This window comes from Micromonospora sp. C28ISP2-4, assembly GCF_030519385.1.
Classification (GTDB): domain Bacteria; phylum Actinomycetota; class Actinomycetes; order Mycobacteriales; family Micromonosporaceae; genus Micromonospora; species Micromonospora tulbaghiae.
Map to the genome: position 1 here is coordinate 44,906 of NZ_JAUMKG010000004.1, position 22,126 is coordinate 67,031.

The 22,126-nt window shown below is 75.1% G+C and carries 19 protein-coding genes and 1 pseudogene; 8 read left to right on the forward strand and 12 right to left on the reverse strand.

What is annotated here, in order from left to right:
• Window positions 1-109: 109 nt before the first annotated feature.
• From Q3W68_RS16320 to Q3W68_RS16330, 3 genes are all read right to left on the reverse strand, one after another.
• Window positions 110-1,264 carry an FAD-dependent oxidoreductase gene (locus Q3W68_RS16320; protein ID WP_302906246.1) on the reverse strand — a complete coding sequence of 385 codons (1,155 nt, stop codon included), beginning with the start codon at window positions 1,262-1,264 and terminating at the stop codon, window positions 110-112.
• A gap of 20 nt (window positions 1,265-1,284) precedes the next feature.
• Window positions 1,285-1,758 carry a nitroreductase/quinone reductase family protein gene (locus Q3W68_RS16325; RefSeq protein ID WP_302906247.1) on the reverse strand — a complete coding sequence of 158 codons (474 nt, stop codon included), beginning with the start codon at window positions 1,756-1,758 and terminating at the stop codon, window positions 1,285-1,287.
• Between the two features lie 155 nt (window positions 1,759-1,913).
• On the reverse strand, window positions 1,914-2,903 hold the full coding sequence (locus tag Q3W68_RS16330) for a LacI family DNA-binding transcriptional regulator (RefSeq protein WP_302906248.1): 990 nt from the start codon (window positions 2,901-2,903) through the stop codon (window positions 1,914-1,916).
• 117 nt (window positions 2,904-3,020) lie between these two features.
• On the opposite strand from Q3W68_RS16330, the gene Q3W68_RS16335 reads away from it, so the two are divergent.
• Both Q3W68_RS16335 and Q3W68_RS16340 read left to right on the forward strand, forming a co-directional pair.
• Window positions 3,021-4,280: an MFS transporter gene (locus Q3W68_RS16335; RefSeq protein WP_302906249.1), complete on the forward strand. Its 1,260-nt coding sequence runs from the start codon at window positions 3,021-3,023 to the stop codon at window positions 4,278-4,280.
• Window positions 4,281-4,368: 88 nt separating this feature from the next.
• Complete coding sequence (locus Q3W68_RS16340) at window positions 4,369-4,701, forward strand: hypothetical protein (RefSeq protein ID WP_302906250.1); 333 nt, start codon at window positions 4,369-4,371, stop codon at window positions 4,699-4,701.
• A gap of 17 nt (window positions 4,702-4,718) precedes the next feature.
• Here Q3W68_RS16340 and Q3W68_RS16345 read toward each other — a convergent pair whose 3' ends face one another.
• Together Q3W68_RS16345 and Q3W68_RS16350 are read right to left on the reverse strand one after the other, a co-directional pair.
• The gene (locus Q3W68_RS16345) at window positions 4,719-5,081 is read right to left on the reverse strand and encodes a CrcB family protein (protein WP_302906251.1); all 363 of its coding nucleotides are present in this window, start codon (window positions 5,079-5,081) and stop codon (window positions 4,719-4,721) included.
• 67 nt (window positions 5,082-5,148) lie between these two features.
• Entirely contained in the window at window positions 5,149-5,616 is a 468-nt protein-coding gene (locus tag Q3W68_RS16350) for a CrcB family protein (protein WP_302906252.1), read from the reverse strand.
• A 298-nt stretch (window positions 5,617-5,914) separates the two neighbouring features.
• Here Q3W68_RS16350 and paaK point away from each other — a divergent pair, with 298 nt between their 5' ends.
• Complete coding sequence (gene paaK, locus Q3W68_RS16355; protein WP_302906253.1) at window positions 5,915-7,222, forward strand: phenylacetate--CoA ligase PaaK; 1,308 nt, start codon at window positions 5,915-5,917, stop codon at window positions 7,220-7,222.
• Window position 7,223: 1 nt separating this feature from the next.
• Entirely contained in the window at window positions 7,224-7,631 is a 408-nt protein-coding gene (gene paaI, locus Q3W68_RS16360) for a hydroxyphenylacetyl-CoA thioesterase PaaI (protein ID WP_302906254.1), read from the forward strand.
• Window positions 7,632-7,720: 89 nt separating this feature from the next.
• Here the strand turns inward: paaI and Q3W68_RS16365 are convergent, their stop codons facing one another.
• Window positions 7,721-9,652, reverse strand: a complete 1,932-nt coding sequence (locus tag Q3W68_RS16365; protein ID WP_302906255.1) for an adenylate/guanylate cyclase domain-containing protein — start codon at window positions 9,650-9,652, stop codon at window positions 7,721-7,723.
• A 189-nt stretch (window positions 9,653-9,841) separates the two neighbouring features.
• On the opposite strand from Q3W68_RS16365, the gene Q3W68_RS16370 reads away from it, so the two are divergent.
• From Q3W68_RS16370 to Q3W68_RS16385, 4 genes are all read left to right on the forward strand, one after another.
• Entirely contained in the window at window positions 9,842-12,781 is a 2,940-nt protein-coding gene (locus tag Q3W68_RS16370) for a helix-turn-helix transcriptional regulator (RefSeq protein WP_302906256.1), read from the forward strand.
• A 114-nt stretch (window positions 12,782-12,895) separates the two neighbouring features.
• Window positions 12,896-13,666 (forward strand): DUF5995 family protein, encoded by a 771-nt coding sequence (locus Q3W68_RS16375; protein ID WP_302906257.1) that lies wholly within the window; start codon window positions 12,896-12,898, stop codon window positions 13,664-13,666.
• Between the two features lie 96 nt (window positions 13,667-13,762).
• The gene (locus Q3W68_RS16380; RefSeq protein WP_302906258.1) at window positions 13,763-14,200 is read left to right on the forward strand and encodes a hypothetical protein; all 438 of its coding nucleotides are present in this window, start codon (window positions 13,763-13,765) and stop codon (window positions 14,198-14,200) included.
• 63 nt (window positions 14,201-14,263) lie between these two features.
• Complete coding sequence (locus Q3W68_RS16385; protein WP_302906259.1) at window positions 14,264-16,360, forward strand: amino acid transporter; 2,097 nt, start codon at window positions 14,264-14,266, stop codon at window positions 16,358-16,360.
• Window positions 16,361-16,418: 58 nt separating this feature from the next.
• Here the strand turns inward: Q3W68_RS16385 and Q3W68_RS16390 are convergent, their stop codons facing one another.
• From Q3W68_RS16390 to Q3W68_RS16415, 6 genes and pseudogenes are all read right to left on the reverse strand, one after another.
• Window positions 16,419-17,378 carry a TIGR03557 family F420-dependent LLM class oxidoreductase gene (locus Q3W68_RS16390; protein WP_302906260.1) on the reverse strand — a complete coding sequence of 320 codons (960 nt, stop codon included), beginning with the start codon at window positions 17,376-17,378 and terminating at the stop codon, window positions 16,419-16,421.
• 183 nt (window positions 17,379-17,561) lie between these two features.
• On the reverse strand, window positions 17,562-17,768 hold the full coding sequence (locus Q3W68_RS16395; protein WP_013286658.1) for a hypothetical protein: 207 nt from the start codon (window positions 17,766-17,768) through the stop codon (window positions 17,562-17,564).
• 108 nt (window positions 17,769-17,876) lie between these two features.
• Window positions 17,877-19,079, reverse strand: a complete 1,203-nt coding sequence (locus tag Q3W68_RS16400) for a low temperature requirement protein A (RefSeq protein ID WP_302906261.1) — start codon at window positions 19,077-19,079, stop codon at window positions 17,877-17,879.
• Window positions 19,080-19,340: 261 nt separating this feature from the next.
• A pseudogene (locus Q3W68_RS16405) lies at window positions 19,341-19,583 on the reverse strand (DUF4332 domain-containing protein); the annotation flags it as partial.
• Between the two features lie 1,068 nt (window positions 19,584-20,651).
• Window positions 20,652-20,999: a TcmI family type II polyketide cyclase gene (locus Q3W68_RS16410; protein ID WP_128139073.1), complete on the reverse strand. Its 348-nt coding sequence runs from the start codon at window positions 20,997-20,999 to the stop codon at window positions 20,652-20,654.
• Window positions 21,000-21,061: 62 nt separating this feature from the next.
• Window positions 21,062-21,904: a BTAD domain-containing putative transcriptional regulator gene (locus Q3W68_RS16415; RefSeq protein ID WP_302906262.1), complete on the reverse strand. Its 843-nt coding sequence runs from the start codon at window positions 21,902-21,904 to the stop codon at window positions 21,062-21,064.
• Between the last annotated feature and the right edge of the window lie 222 nt (window positions 21,905-22,126).

Below are 22,126 nucleotides of genomic sequence, written 5' to 3' on the forward strand. Positions count from 1 at the left end.
GGCGTCCTCTCCCATTCGGACGACCTCGAAAATGCGGGCGATCGATATTCTGAAGGATTGTCGCGTCGCCGAATCGCCGGCGGTCCCGGGTGCGCCCGACCCCCGGCGGTCAGCGCGGCGGCTGCCAGTCCGCGTACCGGGCCATGCCGCGCAGCGCCGCCCTCGACGGGGTCAGCCGGATCGCCGTGTCGCGCAGTGCCACCGCCACCGGATTGCGCAGTTGCTGGCCGTACCGCGCGGTGCGCAGAGCCGCGCGCGCGACGGCCTGGCTGCGGCGTCGCCGCTGCGTGTCGTACGAGGCCAGCGCGCCGGGCAGGTCCGCCGTGCCGTCGGCACAGACGGCGCCCAGCACCACGGCGTCCTCGATCGCCTGCCCCGCGCCCTGACCCAGGTGCGGCGTCATCGCGTGCGCGGCGTCGCCGAGCAGCGCCACCCGTCCCCGGACGTAGGTCGGCAGCGGGGGGTCCAGGTGCAGCAGATCCGTCCGGAGCACCGCCTCCGGCGGCGTGGCCGCCACCAGCGCCGGGATCGGCTCGTGCCAGTCGCCGAACCGCTCCCGCACGGCCGCCAGCTCGTCCGGCTCGCGCCCGCCGGGCGGCGCGACGTCCGCGGCGTACCAGTAGAGGCGACCGTCGCCGAGCGGAACGGTGCCGAACTCGCGGCCCGGCCCCCAGGTGACCGCCGTCGCGACCGGCGCGGGCCAGGTGATCGCCGCCCGCCACGCGGTCGAGCCGGAGTACGCCGGTGGCGGCGCCGCCGGCCACAACCGGCGGCGCAGCGTGCTGTTCAACCCGTCCGCGCCGACGGCCAGGTCTCCCGCCAGGACCTCGGTCGCGCCGTCGGTCCGGCAGGTCACCGCCGGCGCCGTGGCGTCGACGTCGACGACCTCGACGCCGGTGCGCAGCGCCCCGGGCGGCAGCGCGTCGCGCAGCAGGCGGTGCAGGGCGGTCCGGTGGATGCCGAGGGCCGTGGTGCCCAGGGCGGCCTCCAGGGCGGCACCCTCGATCCGGGACAGCCACCGGCCGTCGCGGGTACGGAGCCCGCCGGGCGTGTCGGGCCGGCCGTCACGCCGGACGACGTCACCGAGGCCGAGCGCGTCCAGCCCGCGCAGCGCGTTCGCCATCAGCGTCAGGCCGGTGCCCAGTTCGCGCGGGCGGTCCGCGCGCTCCAGCACCGTGACGCGCCATCCCCGCCGGCGCAGCGCGACGGCCGCGGCCAGCCCACCGATACCCGCGCCGACAACCACCGCGTGTGGTTGACCCACCCCGCACCTCCTTCTACCGCTCACCGCGCCGACGGCTCCGCCGCGACGATCCGGAAGACCGGGATGCCGGCGGCGACCCGGGCGAACTCGGCGAGCGGGGCGTGCCGGTCCACCGGCGCGTGCGGGCGCGCGCCGGGGGCGAGCGCGAGGTGCCGGCGCAGGATCGGCGGCCGCTGCGCCACCGGCACCTCGACCAGCCGGACCGGCTCTCGGCCCCGACGGCGCAGCACCACCCGGCCGCCCGCGGCGCGCACGTTCGCCACCCAGTTGGCCCTCTCGCCCAGCATCGACACGACGTACCGCTCGCCGTCGTGATCGGCGACCACGATCGGCACCGAGACGATCCGGCCGGTGCGGCGGCCCGGCACCTCCATGGTCATCCAGTGCCGCGGAGCGAGGCCGGCGCCGTACTGCCACGCCGACAGCGCGTTCAACATCCGGGCCGGCCGGTTCGGCCGGCCGCCCCGGTACATCCACGTCAGCACACCGCCCATCGGAGGCCCTCCTTCGCCCGTACCCATTGACCGGCAGCCGGGCGGCGGAGGCCAGGGCCGACCGGCCCGTACCCGTCCACTCCCGTGCGACGCGCTGCGGACCCGGGGCCGGGCCGTCCGGGCCGACGGTGACGCGCCGGGCACTGACGGGGCGCTCAGGCGCTCTCCCGGGCGACCAGCGTCGACGGGAACGCGGTGCTCGGGGCGACCGGCGCGCGGGTCAGCACAGCCGTGGCCGCCGCGGCGGCGATCCGATCCACCGGATGGGTCGCCGTGGTCAACGGCGGGCTGCTCACGGCCGCGTACGGCAGATCGTCGAACCCGGCCACCGCCACGTCGTGCGGCACCCGCACGCCTCGTCCGCGCAGCGCGGCGATCACGCCGAACGCGGTGGCGTCGCTGGCTGCGTAGACCGCGTCGGCGTCCGGCCACCGGCGCAGCGCCTCCAGCGCCGCCCGGCCGCCCCGCGCCGCGGTGAAGTCGCCGGTGACCAGCCGCTCCGGCGACCCCGACTCCCGCATCAGCTCGCGGTACGTGGCGACCGAACGCTCGGCGCAGGTCAGCCAGCGCGGACCGGTGACCATGACGATGCGGCGCCGCCCGGTGGCGTAGAGGTGGCGCAGCACCTCGCCCGCGCCACCGGCGTTGTCGACGTCGAACGACGGCACCGTCGCCGAGCCCTGCCCGATCGAGGCGACCCGGCCGCGCAGCCTCGACGGCACCGCGTCCAGCGCGGCCTGGGTGGTGTTGACCAGGATCACACCGCAGACGCCGCGATCCACGCCGAGCCGGGTCAGCCCCGACGGGTCGGCCAGCGGCAGCCACTCCAGGGCCACCCCGACACCGTGCGGCGCGCACACCCGCGACGCCGCGCTCACCACCCGGTGCACGTACGGGTCGTCCAGCACCGTGTCGTCGCGGCCGATCACGGCCACCACCAGGCGTACCCCGGCCCCGCGCACCAGCGCCCGGGCCGCGAGGTCCGGCACGTAGTCCAGGCGCTCGGCGGCGGCCCGCACCCGGGTGCGGGCGTCGACCGAGGTGAACCCGTAGCCGCCGAGCACCCGGGAGGCGGTGGCCCGGGACACCCCGGCGTCGCGGGCCACGTCGTCGAGCGTGGCGGGACGTGCGGTCGGCGTACCCATGCCCGCATCATGCCTGCTCCGGCGCGGATGGGCGAAGCCATAACCGCGCTTGTGGTGGAAGCGCTCTCAGGTGTGCGATTGTCGTCGGGATCAGACGGGGGAAGGGACCACCGCACCGTGAGCAGCACCATCGACGCACCGGCCGGGAAGCGGCCACCGGCGCCCCGGGCGGTGCTGAACGCCCGCAACGGCGTCGCCGTCGTCTTCGCCCTCAACGGGCTCGCGGTGGCGAGCTGGTTCTCCCGGGTCCCGGCGGCCCAGGAGGCGCTCGACCTCAACCCGGGGCGGCTCGGCCTGCTGCTGCTCTGCGCGTCGGCGGGCTCGCTGCTGGCCATGCCGACCGCCGGCCTGGTCACCCAGCGGCTCGGACCCGCGCGCACCGTCGCCGTGTCGGTGGTGCTGGTCTCGCTCGGCCTGACCGTGGCGGGTCTGTCCGCCAGCCTGGCCGGCTCGGTCGTCGGGGTGGGGTTCGGGCTCGCCGCGTTCGGTTTCGGCTCCGGCCTGTGCGACGTGGCGATGAACGTCGAGGGCGCGGCCGTGGAGAAGCGCCTCGGCTACACCATCCTGCCCCGGTTCCACGCCGCCTGGAGTCTCGGCTCGGTGGCCGGGGCCGGGCTCGGTGCCGGCGCCGCGCACTTCGGCGTACCCGTTGGCGTGCACCTGCCGGTCCTGTCCGTGCTGATCCTGGCCGGCACGCTGGTCGGCGCCCGGGCGTTCCTCGCGGCCACCGCCGAGGCGGCCGGGGCCGGGGAGCCGGCGGCCCGGCGGCAGGCGCTGCTGGCCGCCTGGCGCGAGCCCCGCACCCTGCTGATCGGGCTGCTCGTGCTGGTCATGGCGTTCACCGAGGGCAGCGCCAACGACTGGCTCGCGGTGGCGTTCGTCGACGGGTACGGGGTCGACGAGGCGGTCGGCGCCGCGGTGTTCGGCGTGTTCGTGGTGGGCATGACGATCGGCCGCACGGTCGGCACCGTCGCCATCGACAGGTGGGGCCGGGTGCCGGTGCTGTTCACCACCATCGCGATGGCGTCCGCCGGCGCCGCGCTCGCCGTGCTGGCCGGGAACGGCCCCCTCGCCGTCGTCGGCGTCGCGCTGTGGGGACTCGGCGCCTCGCTCGGCTTCCCGGTCGGGATGAGCGCCGTCGCCGACGACGAGGACAAGGCCCCGGCCCGGGTGAGCGTGGTCGCGGTGATCGGCTACACCGCCTTCCTGGCCGGGCCGCCGCTGCTCGGCTTCCTCGGCGACCACTTCGGTGTGCTGTCCGCGCTCGTCGTGGTGCCGCTGCTCCTGCTGCCCACGCTCGCGCTGGTGCCGGTGCTGCGGGAGCGCTCCGCCGCGCCGGACGCGCAAGCGGACGCTCCGGCGGCGAAGGTCGGCTGAGCCGGTCCAGCCGACTCCCACCGCGCTCCCAACCGCCTGCCAGGCGGGCGTGCTGCACTGGAGCGAACGCCGAGGAGAGGAGGCGGGCATGGGCTGGTTCAGCCGCCGGGCCGCCGACCCGACGACGCCCACGAAGCTCGACCGCGAGGCGACCAAGGAGGACCTGGCGCAGCTGGAGGCGTTCGTCACCAGCCGGCGCGGGGTCGAGTTCTACCTGGAGCCGGAGACCACGGCCACCGACACGACGGTCGTCGCGATCGCGCACGACGGCGAGTGGATCCGCCGCCGTACCGGCTCGCCCCGGGCCGCAGGCAGGATCGCCCAGAAGCACGCGGTGCCGCTGTACGAGGCGGCCCGCACCGGCTACCCGGAGCGGATGCGGGCGTGGAACCGGGCCCACCCGGAGCGCCGGGCCCGCTGACCGTCTGAGCGGCGCGGTCAGCCGGTCAGCGCGGTGACGACCGCGTAGCCCAGGAGCGCCGCGCCCAGCCCCGCGATCACACTGAGCGCCACGTTCGCGTACGCCAGGTGGCGCTCGCCGGTGCGGGCCAGGCGCAGCGTCTCGTAGCTGAGCGTGGACCAGGTGGTCAGCGCGCCGCAGAAGCCGGTGCCGAGCAGTGCGGTCACGGCCGGGCCGACGGGTGCCGCGAGCAGCGCGCCGAGCAGCAGCGACCCGGCCACGTTCACAGCCAGCGTGCCCCACGGGAACGGCGAGCCGTGCCGGGCCTGCACCGCCCGGTCGGTCACATAGCGCAGCGGCGCGCCGATGGCGGCGCCGATCGCGATGAGCAGGACGGTCACCGGTCCGCCCCTTGCCGTGCGCCCGGCGGCCGGTCCGCCGCGTTCCGGGCGCGCGGCGGCAGGACGCTCACGGTCGGCTCCCGTCCCGGGCGGCCAGCCGGGCGGTCACCGTGTCGCCGGCCGCCACCGCTGCCAGCGCGCCGAGCACAGTCGCGGCCAGGTAGGCGCCCGCCGTGGCGGCCGCGCCGTCGGTCAGCAGCCGCTGCGCGTCGACCGCGTACGCGGAGAACGTGGTGAACCCGCCGAGCACGCCGACGCCGAGGAACGGCCGGGTCAGCGGGTGGGCCGGGCGGGCGGTGAGTACCGCCATCAGCACGCCGATGAGCAGGCAGCCGGTGACGTTGACGCCGAACGTGGCCCACGGGAAGCCGCCCGGCGACTGCGGCACGGCGGCCTGCGCGCCGGCCCGGGCCAGCGCGCCGAGCACCCCACCGGCGGCGATCACGCCGAGCACCGCCGCCGGGTGCGCGGACAGTTCCGTCCGGTCCGCCGGTACGCGCAGGTCGACGTCGGGATCGACGCGGGGATCGGACACGACACCTCCCACCAGGACTCGTCACTGGCAGGGACCGTTGGCGACGTCGCGGTTCTCCCGGCACCCGCCGGAACGGCGGGCCCCACCGCCACCGCGAGCATAACCCCGCCTCCGCTCCCGCCCCGCGCTCTCGGCGATCTTGCGGTTTCGGCCCCGACGAAGCTCGCAAAGGGGAGACCCGAGGGGCGGTAAGTGCAAGATCGCGGGGGAGGTGCGGGGAAGGGGGCCGGCGGGCGTACGGTGGGCGGCAGCGTCCCGGGGCGGCGGCGTCCGGGGCCCCTCGTGCCAGGAGGTCACCGTGGAGGAGCGCACGCCCCGTCCGGACGAGCTGGATCCCGTCGAGCGGATCGGCGTCGACGAGCTGCGCGCGCTGCAACTGGACCGGCTGCGGCACTCGTTGCGGCACGCGTACGACAACGTGCCCCACTACCGGCGCGCCTTCGACGCCCTCGGCGCGCACCCGGACGACCTGCGTGAGCTGGCCGACCTGGCCCGCTTCCCGTTCACCGCCAAGGCGGAGCTGCGGGAGAACTACCCGTTCGGCATGTTCGCGGTGCCCCGCGAGCGGATCGCCCGGCTGCACGCCTCCTCCGGCACCACCGGCCGTCCCACAGTCGTCGGCTACACCCGCGGCGACCTGGACACCTGGGCGAAGCTCATGGCCCGCTCGATCCGGGCCGCCGGGGGCCGGCGCGGCGAAAGGGTGCACGTCGCGTACGGCTACGGGCTGTTCACCGGCGGCCTCGGCGCGCACTACGGCGCCGAGGAACTGGGCTGCACTGTCGTCCCGGTCTCCGGCGGCATGACCGAGCGCCAGGTCATGCTGATCCGCGACCTCGAACCGGAGGTCATCATGGTGACGCCGAGCTACATGCTCGCCATCGTGGACGAGATGGAACGCCAGGGCGTCGACCCGCGCGCCACCTCGCTGCGGGTGGGCGTCTTCGGCGCCGAGCCGTGGACCGAGGACATGCGCCGCGAGCTGGAGACGCGCCTGGACATGCACGCGCTCGACATCTACGGCCTGTCCGAGGTGATGGGACCGGGTGTGGCGGTCGAGTGCGTGGAGACCAAGGACGGCCTGCACCTGTGGGAGGACCACTTCTACCCGGAGATCATCGACCCGGTCACCGGGGAGGTGCTGCCCGACGGGGAGCGGGGCGAGCTGGTGCTGACCTCGTTGACCAAGGAGGCCATGCCGGTGGTCCGCTACCGCACCCGCGACCTGACCCGGCTGCTGCCCGGCACCGCCCGCCCGATGCGGCGGATCGAGAAGATCACCGGACGTACCGACGACATGATGATCGTCCGGGGGGTGAACGTCTTCCCGACGCAGATCGAGGAGCTGATCCTTCGTACCCCGGCCCTGTCGCCGCACTTCCAGTGCGTGCTCGACCGGTGGGGCCGGCTCGACACGCTCACCGTGCACGTGGAGCGGCGCGCGGGCGCCGCCGCCGACGAGGCCGAGCGGGCCGGCGCCACGCTGGTCGAGCAGGTCAAGAACACGATCGGGGTGTCGGTGGCGGTACGGGTGATCGAGCCGGACGGGGTGGAACGCTCGATGGGCAAGATGCGCCGCATCGTCGACCAGCGGCGGGAGTCCTGAGATGGCGGGCGACGGAGGCCGCACCGCGGCGCGCGACATGTTCGACGCCGACGTGGCGTCCAAGGGGCTCGGCATCGAGCTCGTCTCGGCCGGCGACGGCGCGGCGGTGGCCCGCATGCGGGTGACCCCGGCGATGCTCAACGGGCACGCGATCGGGCACGGCGGCTTCGTGTTCCTGCTCGCCGACACCGCGTTCGCGCTTGCCTGCAACAGCCACGGCCCGGCGACTGTGGCGGCCGGCGGCGAGATCAGCTTCCTGCGCCCGGTACGCGAGGGCGACCTGCTGGAGGCGTACGCCACCGAGCGGGTCCGGCACGGCCGCAGCGGCATCTACGACGTGAGCGTGCGGCGCGGCGACGAGGTGGTGGCCGAGTTCCGGGGCCGCAGCCGCACCATCGCCCGCGACTGATCGCCTGCGGGCCCGCGTCCGCACGCCTGCGAGCCGGGTGACGTCCGGGCCGGAGTGGCCCCGTGCCCGCTCCGACCCGGACGTCACGCTCATGCGGCCAGCCCGAGCATGTGCCCGCCGGGCTCGGTTCTTCGCCGGTTCCGGCCCGCCCGCCCGGGCGGCCCGGCCCGGGCGGGCTGTGCGAGGACCACATCCCCGGGTACCGGACCCAGCGCGCCGGCCCGATCCGGCCGGTTCGGCGGGACGGGCGCCGGTCGGGCCCCTCCCCCCGACCGGCGCGACCGTCCCGCCCCGAGCGGGCAGACCTCCCGCTCGTCGGCGTCCCCGGACGGGACGCCGGTTCCCGCTGCCGGCACACGGCCCGCAGCGGCGTCCTTCCCGGCGCGCAGGCGGCGGGCGAAGTCCGCCCGCACCGCCCGGGACAGCCGCAGCGCTGCCACCCGCGCCACCAGCGGGTCGACCGCCCAGCCGCCCGCCGCGACCGGACGTACCAGCCCCGCCGTGGCCAGCGCCCGCAGCGCCGGCTCGGCCCGGCCGGCGGGCCAGCCGAGCATCGCCTCCACCACGGCGGCCACGACCGGGCCGCTCCGGGCGGCGCCCGCCAGCAGGACCGCGCGGTGCGCGTCGTCGAGCCGGTCCAGCCGGGCGTCCACCAGGCGGCGCACGGCGGCCGGTACGCCACCCGGCTCGGCCGGCTCGGCGGACGCGTACGCCGTCGCGACCGCCGGACTGCCGCCGACCAGCGCGACCAGCCGCGCGGCGAGCGCGGACGGCCGGCCGGCCCGGTCGAGCAGGTGCCGCAGCAGCCGTCCGGTGTCCAACGGGCCCAGCGGCTGCACCGGGATCCGCCGCGCCGGTGCGGGCAGCGGGTCGGCGGAGCCGGAGCCGCACGTGGTGACCACCGCCAGCGGCAGTCCCCGCTCGGCGGCCGCCACGTGGAGCTGGTGCAGGAACCTGCGCAGCGCCGGGGCGGCCCGGTCCAGGTCGTCCACCGCGACCACCACCGGCGCGTCGGCGGCCAGGCCGAGCAGCGCCTCGCGGCAGGCGACCACGGCGCGGGCCGCTGCCGGGTCGTCGTCCGGCGCGGCGAGGAACGCGGCCAGCACGCCGCCCGGCCCGTCCGCGACCGTGCCGTCCGGCCGGGGACGGACCAGGTCGGCCAGCGGGGCCAGTTCCCCGCACGGGTACGGCGGGCAGGTCGTCACCCGGCGGCGCACCGGTACGCCGTCCACGTGCGACACGGCGCGGGTCACCTCGTGCAGCAGCCTGCTGCGGCCGCTGCCCGGCGGACCGACCAGTGAGATCCACCGGGGACGCCGCTCGCGCAGCGCCCGGGTCACCTCGTCGGCCGCGCCGGCCAGCTCGCGGCGGCGGCCCACGAGTGGGACGCGGTGCCGGGCCGGCCTGCTCCCGGCCGCCCCGGTCACCCGCCACACGTCCAGCGGGAGCGCCTTGCCGGCGAGCGTCAGGGTGGCGAGTGGACGCTGCTCGACCAGGCCGGCCACCGCGCTTCGGGTGGCCGGGCAAACCACGACCCCGCCCGGCGGCGCGTGTTCCTGGAGGCGGGCCGCCGTGGTGATCACCGCGCCGCTGGCCGCGCCGTGGCCGCCGTCGCGGACCCCGGCCAGGTCCAGCAGCACCTCGCCGGTCGCCACGCCGACCCGCACGCGCAGCCGGACGCCGCCCGGCCGCCGCCGCTCCAGCGCGGCCTGGATGTCCAGCCCGGCCCGCACCGCCCGGTACGCGTCGAGACCGTCCGAACCGGACGCGCCGAACAGCGCCATGACCGCGTCACCGACGTACTTCTCGACCACGCCCCGCCAGCGGCGCAGCACGGCGGCGACGGTGCCGAAGTAGGCGCGCTGCAACGCGCGTACGTCCTCCGGGTCGAGCCGCTCGACCAGCCGGGTCGAGCCGACGATGTCGACGAAGAGGACGGTCACGGTACGTCGTTCCTCGGGCACGGGCCGGCACGCCGCGATGACGGCTTTCCGACTCCCTGCGGGCGTGGTGATCAACATCGCACCCACCCTTTCCCGATCGTGGTGCCCGACGACCTCAGCAGACTTTCACCACCGGGTTCTCGGGGGATCTGTAGGACGACGTATGTCGGGCACCCGCAACCATTAGTCGTGTAGTCGACGCGAGAGGTACCGGTCCGGCCCTGAGGCCGTAGAACGGTGCGGGGACCTGTGACTAGGCTGCGTCCCATGGCCAGCGACGTGGACACTGCACCTCTCGTCGGCCGTACCGGGACCATGGCGACGCTGCGGTCGGCGCTCTACGACGACCTGCGGCCCGGGCAGACCGGCGCGGTGTTCCTCACCGGAGAGAGCGGGGTGGGCAAGACCCGCCTGCTGACCGAGGTCGGCGAGCAGCTGCGGCAGACCGGTGCACTGGTGCTCACCGGCACCTGCCTCGACATCGGAGACGCCTCGCCGCTGCACCCGGTACGGCAGGCGTTGCGCCGGCTCGACGCCGAGCAGGCGCAGGCGCGCACCACGTCGGCGATCCGCGGGGTGTTGCAGGTCTTCGACGAGGAGACCCCCGGCCCGGACGGCGCCGGCGCGCTGCTGGAACGCGTCGCCCAGGGCCTGCACGTGGTGGCCGGCGGACGGCCGCTGGTGCTCGTCCTCGACGATCTACAGTGGGTCGACCGCAGCACCCGGCAGCTCCTGCTCTATCTGCTGGCCGGCCTCGGCGACCTCCAGCTCTCCGTGCTGGCGGCGATCCGGGCCGAGTCGCTGCGCGGCGCGCACCCGCTGCGCCGGGTGCTCACTGAGCTGCGCCGGCTGCGCTCGGTGCGGGTGATCGACCTGCTGCCGCTGGACCGGTCCGCCACCGACGAACTGGCCGCCGCCGTGGTGGGCGCGCCGCTGCCGCCGGAGGCCGCCGACCAGCTCTGGCAGCGCAGTGGCGGCAACCCGTTCGTGGTGGAGGAACTCGCCCGCGACCGGCGCGACGGCCGCGACGGCCTCTCCGACACGCTGCGCGAGGTGTTCCTCGACCGGGTCGACGCGCTGCCCCAGCCCGCGCACGCGGTGGTGCACGCGGTCGCGGCCGGCGTCGAGCCGGTCGAGCACTGGCTGCTGGCCCAGGTGGTGCGGCTGCCCGAGGAGGAGCTGCTCGACGCGGTCCGCGAGGCGGTCGCGCACCGCCTGCTGGTCGGCGCCGACGACGGCTACCGGCTGCGGCACCGGCTGGTCGCCGAGGTCCTGGCCCACGAGCTGCTGCCCGCCGAGCGGGCCGCGCTGCACCGCCGCTACGCCGAGGCGCTCACCGCCGTACCGGCCGAGCTGCACCAGGCCCGGCTGGCCCACCACTGGCGGCACGCGGGCGAGCCGGCCCGGGCGCTGCCCGCCGCGATGGCCGCCGCCCGCGAGGCGGAACGGCTGCACGGGTACGCCGAGGCGCACCGCCACTGGTCCGCCGCGCTGACCCTGGCCACCGAGCCGGCCGCCGTGCTGCCCGACGGGGCACGGCCCGAGCCGGTCGAGGTGGACCGGGCCGAGCTGCTCAGCCACGCCGCCGAGGCCGCGCACCACAGCGGTGAGCACGCCCGCGCCCTCACGCTGCTGGAGGAGCTGGCCGACGACCCGTCCGGCCCGCCGGTCTGCGCGCTGCGCATCCGCCGGGCCCGCTACCTGGCCGCCGCCGGCCGGTCGGCCCCCGCCGAGCAGGAGTACCGGCGGGTGCTGGACTCGCCCGACTGCACACCGCAGGAGCGGTGCACCGCCGCTGCCCGGCTGGCCGAGCTGCTGCTGCATTTGGGCCGCTACGCCGAGGCCGGGGACCAGGCACGGGAGGCCCTCGCGCTCGCCGCCGACGTTCCCGGCACCACCTCCGAGGTGGTGATGGCCAGCGCCGCGCTCGGGTTCAGCGAGGCGTTCCTGGAGGATCCGGCCGCCGGGCTGGCGGTGATGCGCCAGGCGCTGGACACCGCCGAACGGTCCGGCCGGCCGGAGGACGTGGCCTGCGCGTACCTGCACCTGGCCGAGCTGCTCACCGGGCCGCTGAACATCCTGGAGGAGGGGGTGGTGGTGGCCCGCCGGGGCGCCGACCGGGTCGCCGAGCTGGGGCTCGGCCGCACCTGGGAGACCCGGCTGCTGGCGGTGGCGACGAACGGGCTGTTCCGGGTGGGGCAGTGGGCCGAGGCGGAGAAGGTCGTCGCCGCCGCGCTGCGGCACCGCCCGTCCGGGGCCGACGCGGTCGAGCTGCTGCTGGCCCGGTGCCGGTTGTCGGTCGGGTACGGCGACGTCGAGGCGTCCGACCGCGACCTGGAGGCGGTCGCCACAGTGCTGGCCGGTGGCGGCGCCCGGCACGTGCTGCCGATGCTCATCCTGCGGGCCGGCCTGGCCATGTGGCAGGGCCGGCACGACGTGGCCCGGCAGGCGGTGCAGCGGGGCCTGACCGAGAGCCGCTCCGACGACGTGATCGTGCTGGCCACGCTGGCCTGGCACGGGCTGCGCGCGGAGGCCGAGGCGGCGGCCAGCCGCACGATCGAGGTCGACCCGAACGCGGTACGCCGGCTGCGCGAGGTGGTGGACCGGGTGACCGGCAAGAGCGCCAAGGCGGGCGCACCGGTGCGGTACGTCGCCGAGGGCTTCCTGGCGCTGTGCGACGCCGAGCTGAGCCGGCTCGACGACGGCCGCGGCGACCCCGCGCTGTGGGAGCGCTCCGCGCTCGAGTGGGACCGGCGCAACCACCCCTACCCGGCCGCGTACTCGCGGTTGCGGCAGGCCGAGGCGCTGCTGGCCCGCCGCAGCCGGGTGGCCACCGCGGGCAAGCTGCTGCACCGTGCGTACGCGATGGCCCAGTCGCTCGGCGCGGTGCCGCTGACCGCGGAGATCCGTACCATCGCCTCGCGGGCCCGGGTGACAGTGGACGCCGCGCCGGACCCGGCGCCGGTGCCCCGGCAGCGGGCGGCGGCGCCCGCCGGTCCGGCGGTGGACGAGCTGGCGACGCTGACCGCGCGGGAGCGGGAGGTGCTGGCCGCCGTGGCCGAGGGGCTGACCAACCGGGAGATCGGCCAGCGGCTGTTCATCAGCGAGCGGACCATCGGCGTCCACGTCTCGCACATCTTCGACAAGCTCCAGGTCCGCACGCGCGTGCAGGCCAGCGCCATCTTCCTGCGCAACGGCGCGGAGTAGGCGTACGCCGGCAATACGTCGTTCGACGGATCCGCGTGTGGACGGCGGCTGGCAGGCTGTCCCGCGGAACAGGGGTGGTGGCGTCGTGGGGGCGCCGGCCGTTGTGGAGGAGAGATGACCGAACCGGTCTGGGGGCCTGTGCACCAGGACATCGTCGGGCTGCTGGCCGACCACCCCGCCGACGTGCCGGCGGTCGTGGACCATCTGACCAAGCTCCAGGATCTGCTGGTCCGGCTGCCGCCGCTGGAGGAGAGCTGCCCGCTCGCCGACTTCAACAAGCTCTACCTGGTCATCACCAGCACCGTGCTCGACGGCCTGTACGACGACCGGTTCTGCGATCCGGCGTTCCTGGCCCGGCTGGACGTGGAGTTCGCGGCCCGCTACTTCGAGGCGCTGCGGTTCTGGAGCGACTCCAGCCCGAGCGTTCCGAAGGCATGGTCGTGCCTGTTCAAGCGGATGCGCGGCCCGGACGCCCGGCCGCTGCCGTCGGCCGCCGCGGGGGTCAACGCGCACATCAACTACGATCTGCCGTTCGCGCTGGTGACCACGTTCGACAGCCTGGAGTCCGAGCCGATCGACGGCAGCGACCAGCACCGCGACTACCTGGAGATCAACAAGATCTTCGCCGAGCGGATCCCGGAACTGCGCCGCGGCTACCTGGACAACTGGCAACTCATGATCGACATGGTGAACGGCGACATCGACGACTGGTACCAGGGCGAACTGGTGGAGTACACCCGGAACGTGGCCTGGCGCAACGCGCAGAAGATCTGGCGCTGCCGGCACGACCCGGACGCCCGCGAGTGTGAGCGGACGCGGCTGGACGACAACGCCGCGCTGCTCGGCCGGCTGCTGCTGTCACCCCTCGGGGCGTTCCTGCAGTAGCCGGGACGGGGGGTTCCCGCGTCCCGCCGTCCGGGCGCGGGACGCGGGAACGCCGTCCGCGGGTGTCGAGTCCGCCGCACCGGGTACGTCGCCGACGTGCCGCGAGATGAACCGGCCGGCCCCGGGGCGGTCCCGCCGGGCCCGGTCCGCCGCTTCCCGTTCCGCTTCGACCCGGCGTTCCGGCTGCCGCTGGCGCTGATCGGGGTACGGCCCGCCACGGCCTGGCTCGACTGGGGTCCGGACGCGCTCGTCGTCCGGTTCGGTCCCTGGCTGCTGCGCACCACGCCGGGCAACGTGACCGGGGCCGAGCTGAGCGGGCCGTACCGCTGGTGGCGGGCGATCGGCCCGCACCTGTCGGCGGCCGACGGCGGGGTGACCTTCGGCGCCGGCCTGGCCGGCGGCGTCTGCCTGCGCTTCGCCGAACCGGTTCCGGCGCTGTTGCCCGGCCCGTGGCTGCGGCACCCGGCGGTCACCGTGACAGTGGCCGACCCGGCGGCGGTGCGCGACGCGGTGGTCCGCGGACCGGATCTTTGACCGGTTCGGCCGGGCCGTGCCCGGGACAACCCCTACCGTCTTCATAGGGACGAAGGGGAGCAGATGGGGCAGGCGGGGGACGCGGAGCGGCCCAGGAGTACCCGGGAGCGGCGGCGGGAGGCGCACGCGGCCGCGGCGGCCCGGGCCGGCCGGCACGGCGAACACGCCGAACGGTCCGGCCGTGCCGCACGGGAGCTGCCGGAACGGGTGGCGGCCCCGGCGCGGCCGGCACCCCCGGCGGGCCGGCTGCACAGGTGGTTGTTCGCGCACCGCGTCGAGCCGGTCGGCCCGGAGGTCCGCGAGCACCAGACCCGGTCCCACCCGTGGTGGCAGGTGATGTGCCTGACCGGCGTCGACTACTTCTCCACGCTGTCCTACCTGCCCGGCATCGCCGCCGTGGCGGCCGGCGCGCTCAGCCCGCTGGCGACGCTGCTGATCGTGGCGCTCACCCTGCTGGGGATGCTGCCGATGTACCGCCGGGTGGCCCGGGAGAGCCCGCACGGGCAGGGCTCGGTGGCCATGCTGGAGCGGCTGCTGCCGTTCTGGCGCGGCAAGGTCTTCGTGCTGGTGCTGCTCGGCTTCGTCGCCACCTCGTGGATCATCACGATCACGCTCTCCGCCGCCGACGCCAGCGTGCACCTGCTGGAGAACCCGGTGCTGCCCGCGTCGTTCCCGCACGGCGGCACCGCGGCGGTGCTGGTCACAGTGGCGCTGCTTCTCGTGCTCGGCGGCGTGTTCCTGCTCGGGTTCAGCGAGGCCGTGCAGGTCGCCATCCCGCTGGTGGCGGTGTTCCTGGGGTTGAACGCGGTGGTGGTGGTCGCCGGGGTGGCCGAGGTCGTCGCCGACCCGGGCCTGCTCGGCGACTGGACCGGCCGGCTGGCCGACGCCGGCGGGCCCGGCGACGTCCTGGCCACGAGCGTGCTCGCGTTCCCGCTCCTGGTGCTCGGCCTGTCCGGGTTCGAGACCGGGGTGAGCATGATGCCGCTGGTGCGCGGCGACGGCGAGGACGCGCAACGGCGGCTCGACGCCCGGATCCGCAACACCCGCCGGCTGCTCACCGCCGCCGCGCTGATCATGTCGGTCTACCTGATCGCCACCACGTTCGTGACCACCGTGCTGATCCCGCCCGAGGCGTTCGCCCCCGGCGGGCCGGCCAACGGCCGGGCGCTGGCGTTCCTCGCCCACGAGCACCTCGGCGAGGCGTTCGGCACCGTCTACGACATCAGCAGCGTTCTCATCCTCTGGTTCGCCGGCGCGTCGGCGATGGCCGGGCTGATCAACATCGTGCCCCGCTACCTGCCGTCGTACGGCATGGCGCCGGAGTGGGGGCGGGCGGTGCGCCCGGTGGTGCTGGTCTACACCGCCATCAGCATCGCCATCACCATCGCCTTCTCCGCCGACGTGAACGCCCAGGCCGGCGCGTACGCCACCGGCATCCTCGCGATGATGGTCTCCGCCGCGATAGCGGTGACCATCGCGGCGCTGCGCGCCCGCAGCCGCGCCGCCGGGGCCGGCTTCGCGCTGCTCACCGCCGTGCTGCTGTACGCGCTGGCGGAGAACGTGGTGGAGAAGCCCGACGGCATCACCATCTCCGGGTTCTTCATCGCCGGGATCGTCGCGGTGTCGCTGATCTCCCGGGTCACCCGGACCACCGAGCTGCGTGCCGAGCGGATCGAGTTCGACGAGGCCGCCCGCCGCTTCGTCGACGAATCCGTCGCCCGGGACGGGCGGCTGCACCTGATCGCCAACAAGCGGCAGCGCGGGTCGGTCAAGGAGTACCGGGTCAAGGAACGGGCGCAACGGTCGATGAACCCGGTGCCCGGCGCCGCCGACGTGCTGTTCCTGGAGATCGACGTGAGCGACCCGTCCCAGTTCAGCCAGGTGCTGCGGGTGCACGGCGTGGAGTCCGGCGGATACCGGATCCTGCGCGCCAGCAGCCCGGCCGCGCCGAACGCGATAGCCGCGATCCTGCTGGCGCTGCGCGACGCGACGGGCGTCCGCCCGCACTGCCACTTCGAGTGGTCGGAGGGGAACCCGATCGCGCACCTGCTGCGCTACCTCATCCTCGGCCGGGGTGACACCCCGCCCGTGGTGCGGGAGATCATCCGCAAGTCCGAGCCGGACCCGACCCGCCGCCCCGGCATCCACGTCGGGGGCTGAGCCGCGGGCCGGCCGAGCGCGGGGACGGCCCAGCGCGGGGCCGGCCGGACACGGACGACTAGCCGAGCGCGCGGACCCGGGCGAGCAGGTCGCGGGCGCAGAAGTCCAGGAACCCGTCCGGGTCCGGCCCGGCGTTCTGCAGCACGATGTGGTCGAAGCCCGCCTCGACGTACGTCCGCGCCTTCTCCACGTGCGGCGCCGCGTCCGGGCCGACGGAGAACTGCTGCCGGATGTGGTGGTCCTCGACCCAGGCGGTGGCGGCGTCGAAGTTCACCGGGTTGGGCAGCTCGCTCATCACCTTCCAGCCGGTGATCGCCCAGCGGCTGGTTTCCTTCGCCGCGCGTACCGCCGACTCCTCGTCAGTCGCCCAGGCCATCGGCACCTCGGCGTAGCGCGGCCCTCCGCCACCGGCGTTGCGGTACTGGTCGACGATCGACGACTTCGGCTCGGTGGCGAACAGGCCGGTGCCCAGCTCGGCCGCGAGACCGGCCGATTCCCGGCCGCTCGCCGCCACGGCGATCACCGGCGGCTGCTCGGGCAGGTCCCAGACCCGGGCGTCCTCCAGCTGGAGGTGCCGGCCCTGATAGGACCGGTAGCCGCCCTGCCAGAGCAGCCGGATGATCTCCAACGCCTCGCGCAGCCGCTCGTGCCGCCCCCGGACACTGGGGAACCCCTGCCCGACGACGTGTTCGTTGAGACGCTCGCCGGCGCCCACCCCGAGCGTGAACCGCCCGTCGGAGATCAGCGCCATGGTGGCTGCGGCCTGCGCGACGATCGCCGGGTGGTAGCGGACCGACGGGCAGGTGACGCCGGTGGCGAGGCCGAGGGTGGTGGTGCGGGCGGCGATCGCGCCGAGCGCGCTCCAGGTGAAACAGGAGTGGCCCTGCACCTCCAGCCAGGGGTGGTAGTGGTCGCTCATCTCGACGAAGTCGAAGCCGGCCTCCTCGGCGCGTACCGCCTGCCGGATGAGCTCCTGGGGCCCGAACGCCTCCGAGGCGAGCTTGTAGCCGATCCGCATGCCCGGTTCTCCGTTCCGTCGTCGGCGAACCGCTGCCGTTCCCACGGTTTCCGCAGCCAAACCAGGCGGAACCCAGCCTCCTAGGACGGCCCAGGGGTGGTGGCGGGCCGCGCCCCGGGCACGGAACGGCCCGCGCTCGCCGGGCGGGCGCGGGCCGGGAGGGGAAAGTACGGGGGTGGCCGCCTACTTCGACGGCTCGGGGAGCTTGCAGTCCACCTTCGGGTTGGCGCCGATGTAGTTCAGCGGGCCGGCCACGATGGTGACCAGGATCGTGCCCGCCTCCGCGCAGTTGGTTTCGTCGTTGCCGTAGTAGCCGCGCTGACCGGCGGCGATGGCGCCGATGATGAGCCAGATGACGACCAGGACGCCGACTATCGAGGTGCCGCGCATCAGTTGCCTCCACTGGGGTTGTGGTGGATTCGAGGTGGAGGCCATGTACCCCGTGCGGGTGATCCGCCAAACGGCGCAACGGTGCCGGCACGGCCGATTCCGATTACCTCAGTGCGGTGGCATCGGCTCCTCCGGCGGGCGGCCTCGACTGCGGCGGTAGTCGGCGAACGCTACCCCGGCCAGCACCAGCATCGCCCCGGCCGAGGCGTAGACCGGCGCGAGGTACAACCCGGCCGGGGCGACCGTGAGCAACGCCAGCACCCCGCCGGGCCGGGACGCCGAGACGCGGCTGAACACCTCGTACTCGAAGGCGCCCCGGCCGGTCAGGAACAGCGCCGGCCCGCCGAGGATCACCGCCAGCCACGCCGGCGGCGTGTGGCCGGTCGGTTCCAGCAGGACCAGGTCGAAGCCCGACGCGGTGGTCACCACCCCGGCCACCATCAGCAGATGGGTGTACGGAGCGGTGTTGAGGAACCGGCTCGGCTGGGCGGCCCGGGCGATGGCGTGCGGCAGCAGCTCACCTGACTTGTGCACGTAGATGCGCCAGAGCAGCAGCGTGGTGCCGAAGGCGGTGGCGAAGGCGGCCAGGTTCTCCGCCTCGGAGTGGTGCGCGCTGAACACGGTGCCGGCGACCAGCACGGCGTCGCCGAGCGCGATGATGAAGAACTGCTGGTACCGCTCGGACAGGTGCTCGGCGGTCACGTTGCGCTGGGACTCCGGCACCGCGCCCAGGCCGGGGACCGGGTACGCCAGCCGGAACCCGAGATAGTCGATGGCCAGGGCGCCGGCCCAGAACCACAGACGGGCGGTGCCGTGCGCGGCGAGCGCGCCGATCAACCAGGGCACCGCCGACACGGCGAACCAGACGAAGATGCGGATGGCCCGGCGGCTGCTCTGCGTGTGCCGCCGCACGGCAGGCATGAGGAACAGCCCACGTCCGAGATGGATCGCCACGTACGTGCCGGCGAACACCAGCCCTCGCGAGCCGAACGCCTCCGGGATGGCGGTGGTCATCAGCAGCGCGCCGAACATCACCGCCACGATCAGCAGCTTGATCTCGGTGCGCTGCGGATCGTAGATGTCGGTGACCAGCGTGGTGATCGCCCAGGTCCACCAGATCGCCATCAGCATGACCAGCGACTCGGCGGCCCGCTCCCAGGTCACCGACCCGACCAGGTTGCGCGAGATCAACGCGAGCGCGACCACGTAGACCAGGTCGAAGAAGAGTTCGAGCAGCGTCACCCGGCGCGGCGCCTCCGGATCGCGGACCGGCGGTCGCCGGCCGGCGGGCTCCGGCACTGCGGTGGACACGAGACGCTCCTGCGGGTGGCGGTACGCGCGGCGGGCCGTCCCGGCCCTTCACCGACGGTAGCGACGCCTCTGTCCATCTGGTCGGTTTTCCGACATAACGCCTCTGTCGGTCACCCTCTGTCGTCGTGTCGGGCCGGGGTTGCTGTGGCGCCCGCCGTCCGACGGGCGGCCGAGCCGGGGGCACGTCCGGGCTCGGCCCCGCGAAACGCGCCGGGCCGGTGGCGACCACTGTCACCACCGGCCCGGAACGGGGATGCTCTACTACTCGGCGCTCGCCGGCAGCACCCGCTCGGCGTCGGCCGGGACACCGGCCAGCACCTTGGCCTGCTGCGGCCAGGTGGCGAGACCGGGCGCGGCGCGCAGCCCGGCGGCCTTCACGGTCTGCCGCAGCGCGGCCTCGTCCAGCTCGGCGAGCTGCCGGTAGGTGCGGATCCCGGCGTCCTGGAGCGCGGCGGCCATCTTCGGCCCGATGCCCTGGATGCGCCGGAAGTCGTCCGGCGCGTCCCCGGCGGCGTCGTTCTCGGCCGACGCGCGCGGCGCGGGCACGACGGCCGGGGCCGCGGCCACCGGCTCGGCCGCGGCGGGCTCGGCGGTCTCGGCGGTCTCGACCGCCTCCACCGGCGCGACCGGCGCGACCGGCTCGGCGGTCTCGACCGGCGACGGCGCCGCCTCCGCCGTGGCCGGAACAGCAGTCGACGTCGTTGCCGGAGCCTCCGGCTCGTCGGCGGGCGGCGACTGCGCCGGCACGGCGACGGGCGCGCGCTCCGGCTCCACCGCGAGGGGCTCCGACTCGGCGACGAGCGTCGGAGCGGCGACCGGCTCGTCCACATCGGTGGGGGCCGGGGTGGCGGCGGGCTCGTCCGCAACGGCGGCCGTGGACGCCGTCACCGGCTCGTCCACCGTAGGGTCGGCGGCCACGGTGACCGGCTGGGCCTCGGCCACCGGCTCGGCGGCGACCGGCTCGGCGGCGACCGAAGAGGAAGCCGGTTCGGAGACGGCGGGGGAGGACACCGGCTCGGACCCGGTGGCCGACGACGTCTCCGGCTCGTCGGCGGTACGGGCGGCGGTGGCGACCGCCGGCTCGGCGGTCGCCGTCTCGGTGGGCGCGGGCTGCTCGGCCACCGTGGCGGTCGCCGGGGGCTCGTCGACCACCGCGACCGGGCGCGGCTCGTCGACGGTGGCGGTCACCTCGGGTGCGGTCTCCACCGTGGGCGTCGCCGGGGCGCCGGACCGGCGACGGCCGACGACCACCCAGCCCACGCCGAATCCGATGAGCAGGGCCAGTATCACGAACAGCCACTGCCCGAAGCTCGACGGCATGGCCAACCTCCTTACTATGTACGTGCACGACGGTGGCGAAAGACTCGGGGCAGCTTCGCACACGCGCGCGGCGCACGACAGGCAGCCCGGGGCCGGGCCGCGACGGTGGGACCGGCGGTGTCCGCCGGTGGCCGGAGGATGACCGTGCGTGTGCCGGAAGCGGGGTCGAGCGGCTTCGCGGAGCAGGGAGACGCCCCGGAACCTGGGTGCCGTGCGTGGTTCCGGGGCGTCCCGTCCGTCGCCCGTGGCCGGTCAGTGGATCCGGTCGGGCGCAGGCGTGCCGGCGGCGTCCCAGCTGTAGAAGCAGCCGGCCACCGCGTCGCGGGGGGAGTGCCAGGTCGGCAGGTACGGGGAGGTGTGCGCGGAGAGCCGCTTGTTGACCTGCTCGTAGAGCGGGTTGTCGCGCAGCTCCGCGGTCAGCCCGGGGGCGACGTCGACGGTCTCCATCAGATGGACGCACAGGTCGTGCAGGTAGTACAGCGACCGGTGCCGGACGCCGGTGAGGTGGGGAAGCTCGGTGGCGTCGGCCTCGGCGAAGATCTGCGCCACCCGTCCCTGCGCGCCTGGCACGATCCGGCTGACCACCAACAGTCGACTCATCGTGACCCCTCTCGCCGCCGCGGTGCTGGCCTCACGGTGCAGTTCGCGCTGTCACCTGGCCGTCACCGCGTACGCCGGGGCATTGATGGTGGTGGCGGCGGTGCGGTGGGGGCGCGCGGCGGCGGTTTGGCGGTCCGGTCCGCCCGCCGTGGCGGCGGGTCCGGGCGGCTGGCCCGGCGGATCGGCGCGAGGGTGTCGTCGAGCAGCGCGGTCATCGCCGGGGACGGTTCCAGCCGCAGCTCGCGCAGGAGCAGATCGCGGTAGACGTAGAAGGAGTGCACCGCCTCGAACGCGTTGCCCTCGGCCAGGTGGATGCGGACCACCAGGCGGTGCGGGGTCTCCCGCAGCGGCTCGGCGGCCATCGCCTCCAGCGCCGCCTCCAGCGCCTCGCCGTGCCGGCCGGCGGCGAGGTGGTTGCCGGCGAGTTCCTCGAGCATGTGCAGGCGCAGCTGGCGCAGCCGTTCGCGTTCCAGCAGCACCCAGTCGTCGTACCAGCCGGGGAGCAGGTCGTGGCGTCCGGCGCCGGCGGCGCCGCGCGGGACGGCGCCCTCGCGGACCAGCGCCGCGGTCTCCACCAGGTCGTCGACGTCGAGGCGGACCGTGGGTCCGAGGCGGACGGTGTCGCCGTCGGTGCGCAGCGGGCAGCACGGATCCTGCCGCAGCCGCCACAGCGCGGTACGCAGCGACGACAGTGCCCGTTCCTCCGGCGTGTCGGGCCAGAGCAGCCCGGCGAGGTGGCTGCGGGTCGCGGCCGGGCGCAGGCCGATCAGGGCGATGACGCGCTGCAACCCCCGGGGTACGACCACCGGTGCGCCGTCGTGCAGCAGCTGGAATCCGCCGAGCAGGTGCAGTGACACCCGTGGGGCGGGTTCGCCCGCCGTCGGCATCTTCGATCCACCCGACACGGCGCACCCCCCAGCACCGGAACCCTCGTCCCGACCGTTTCGCATTGCCCGGACCGCCGCCCGCGACGCCGGTGTCGGAACGCCTCCGCCACGGCTGGGAACTTCCACCGTGGCCGGGCTGACCGAGACGGAGAATATCAACGCCTGTTACTCTCAGTCAACGATCGGTCGTTCACCCGACTGTCCGTAGTGGGCTTGGTAATACGCCTGTGATCTGCGAAG

Coding starts and splice junctions, on each gene's coding strand:
- Q3W68_RS16365 (WP_302906255.1), bottom strand. CDS start 9,652: ATGTTGATCACCACGCCCGCAGGGAGTCGGAAAGCCGTCATCGCGGCG.
- Q3W68_RS16385 (WP_302906259.1), top strand. CDS start 14,264: ATGGGGCAGGCGGGGGACGCGGAGCGGCCCAGGAGTACCCGGGAGCGG.
- Q3W68_RS16390 (WP_302906260.1), bottom strand. CDS start 17,378: ATGCGGATCGGCTACAAGCTCGCCTCGGAGGCGTTCGGGCCCCAGGAG.
- paaI (WP_302906254.1), top strand. CDS start 7,224: ATGGCGGGCGACGGAGGCCGCACCGCGGCGCGCGACATGTTCGACGCC.
- Q3W68_RS16375 (WP_302906257.1), top strand. CDS start 12,896: ATGACCGAACCGGTCTGGGGGCCTGTGCACCAGGACATCGTCGGGCTG.
- Q3W68_RS16410 (WP_128139073.1), bottom strand. CDS start 20,999: ATGAGTCGACTGTTGGTGGTCAGCCGGATCGTGCCAGGCGCGCAGGGA.
- Q3W68_RS16340 (WP_302906250.1), top strand. CDS start 4,369: ATGGGCTGGTTCAGCCGCCGGGCCGCCGACCCGACGACGCCCACGAAG.
- Q3W68_RS16370 (WP_302906256.1), top strand. CDS start 9,842: ATGGCCAGCGACGTGGACACTGCACCTCTCGTCGGCCGTACCGGGACC.
- Q3W68_RS16395 (WP_013286658.1), bottom strand. CDS start 17,768: ATGCGCGGCACCTCGATAGTCGGCGTCCTGGTCGTCATCTGGCTCATC.
- Q3W68_RS16330 (WP_302906248.1), bottom strand. CDS start 2,903: ATGGGTACGCCGACCGCACGTCCCGCCACGCTCGACGACGTGGCCCGC.
- Q3W68_RS16325 (WP_302906247.1), bottom strand. CDS start 1,758: ATGGGCGGTGTGCTGACGTGGATGTACCGGGGCGGCCGGCCGAACCGG.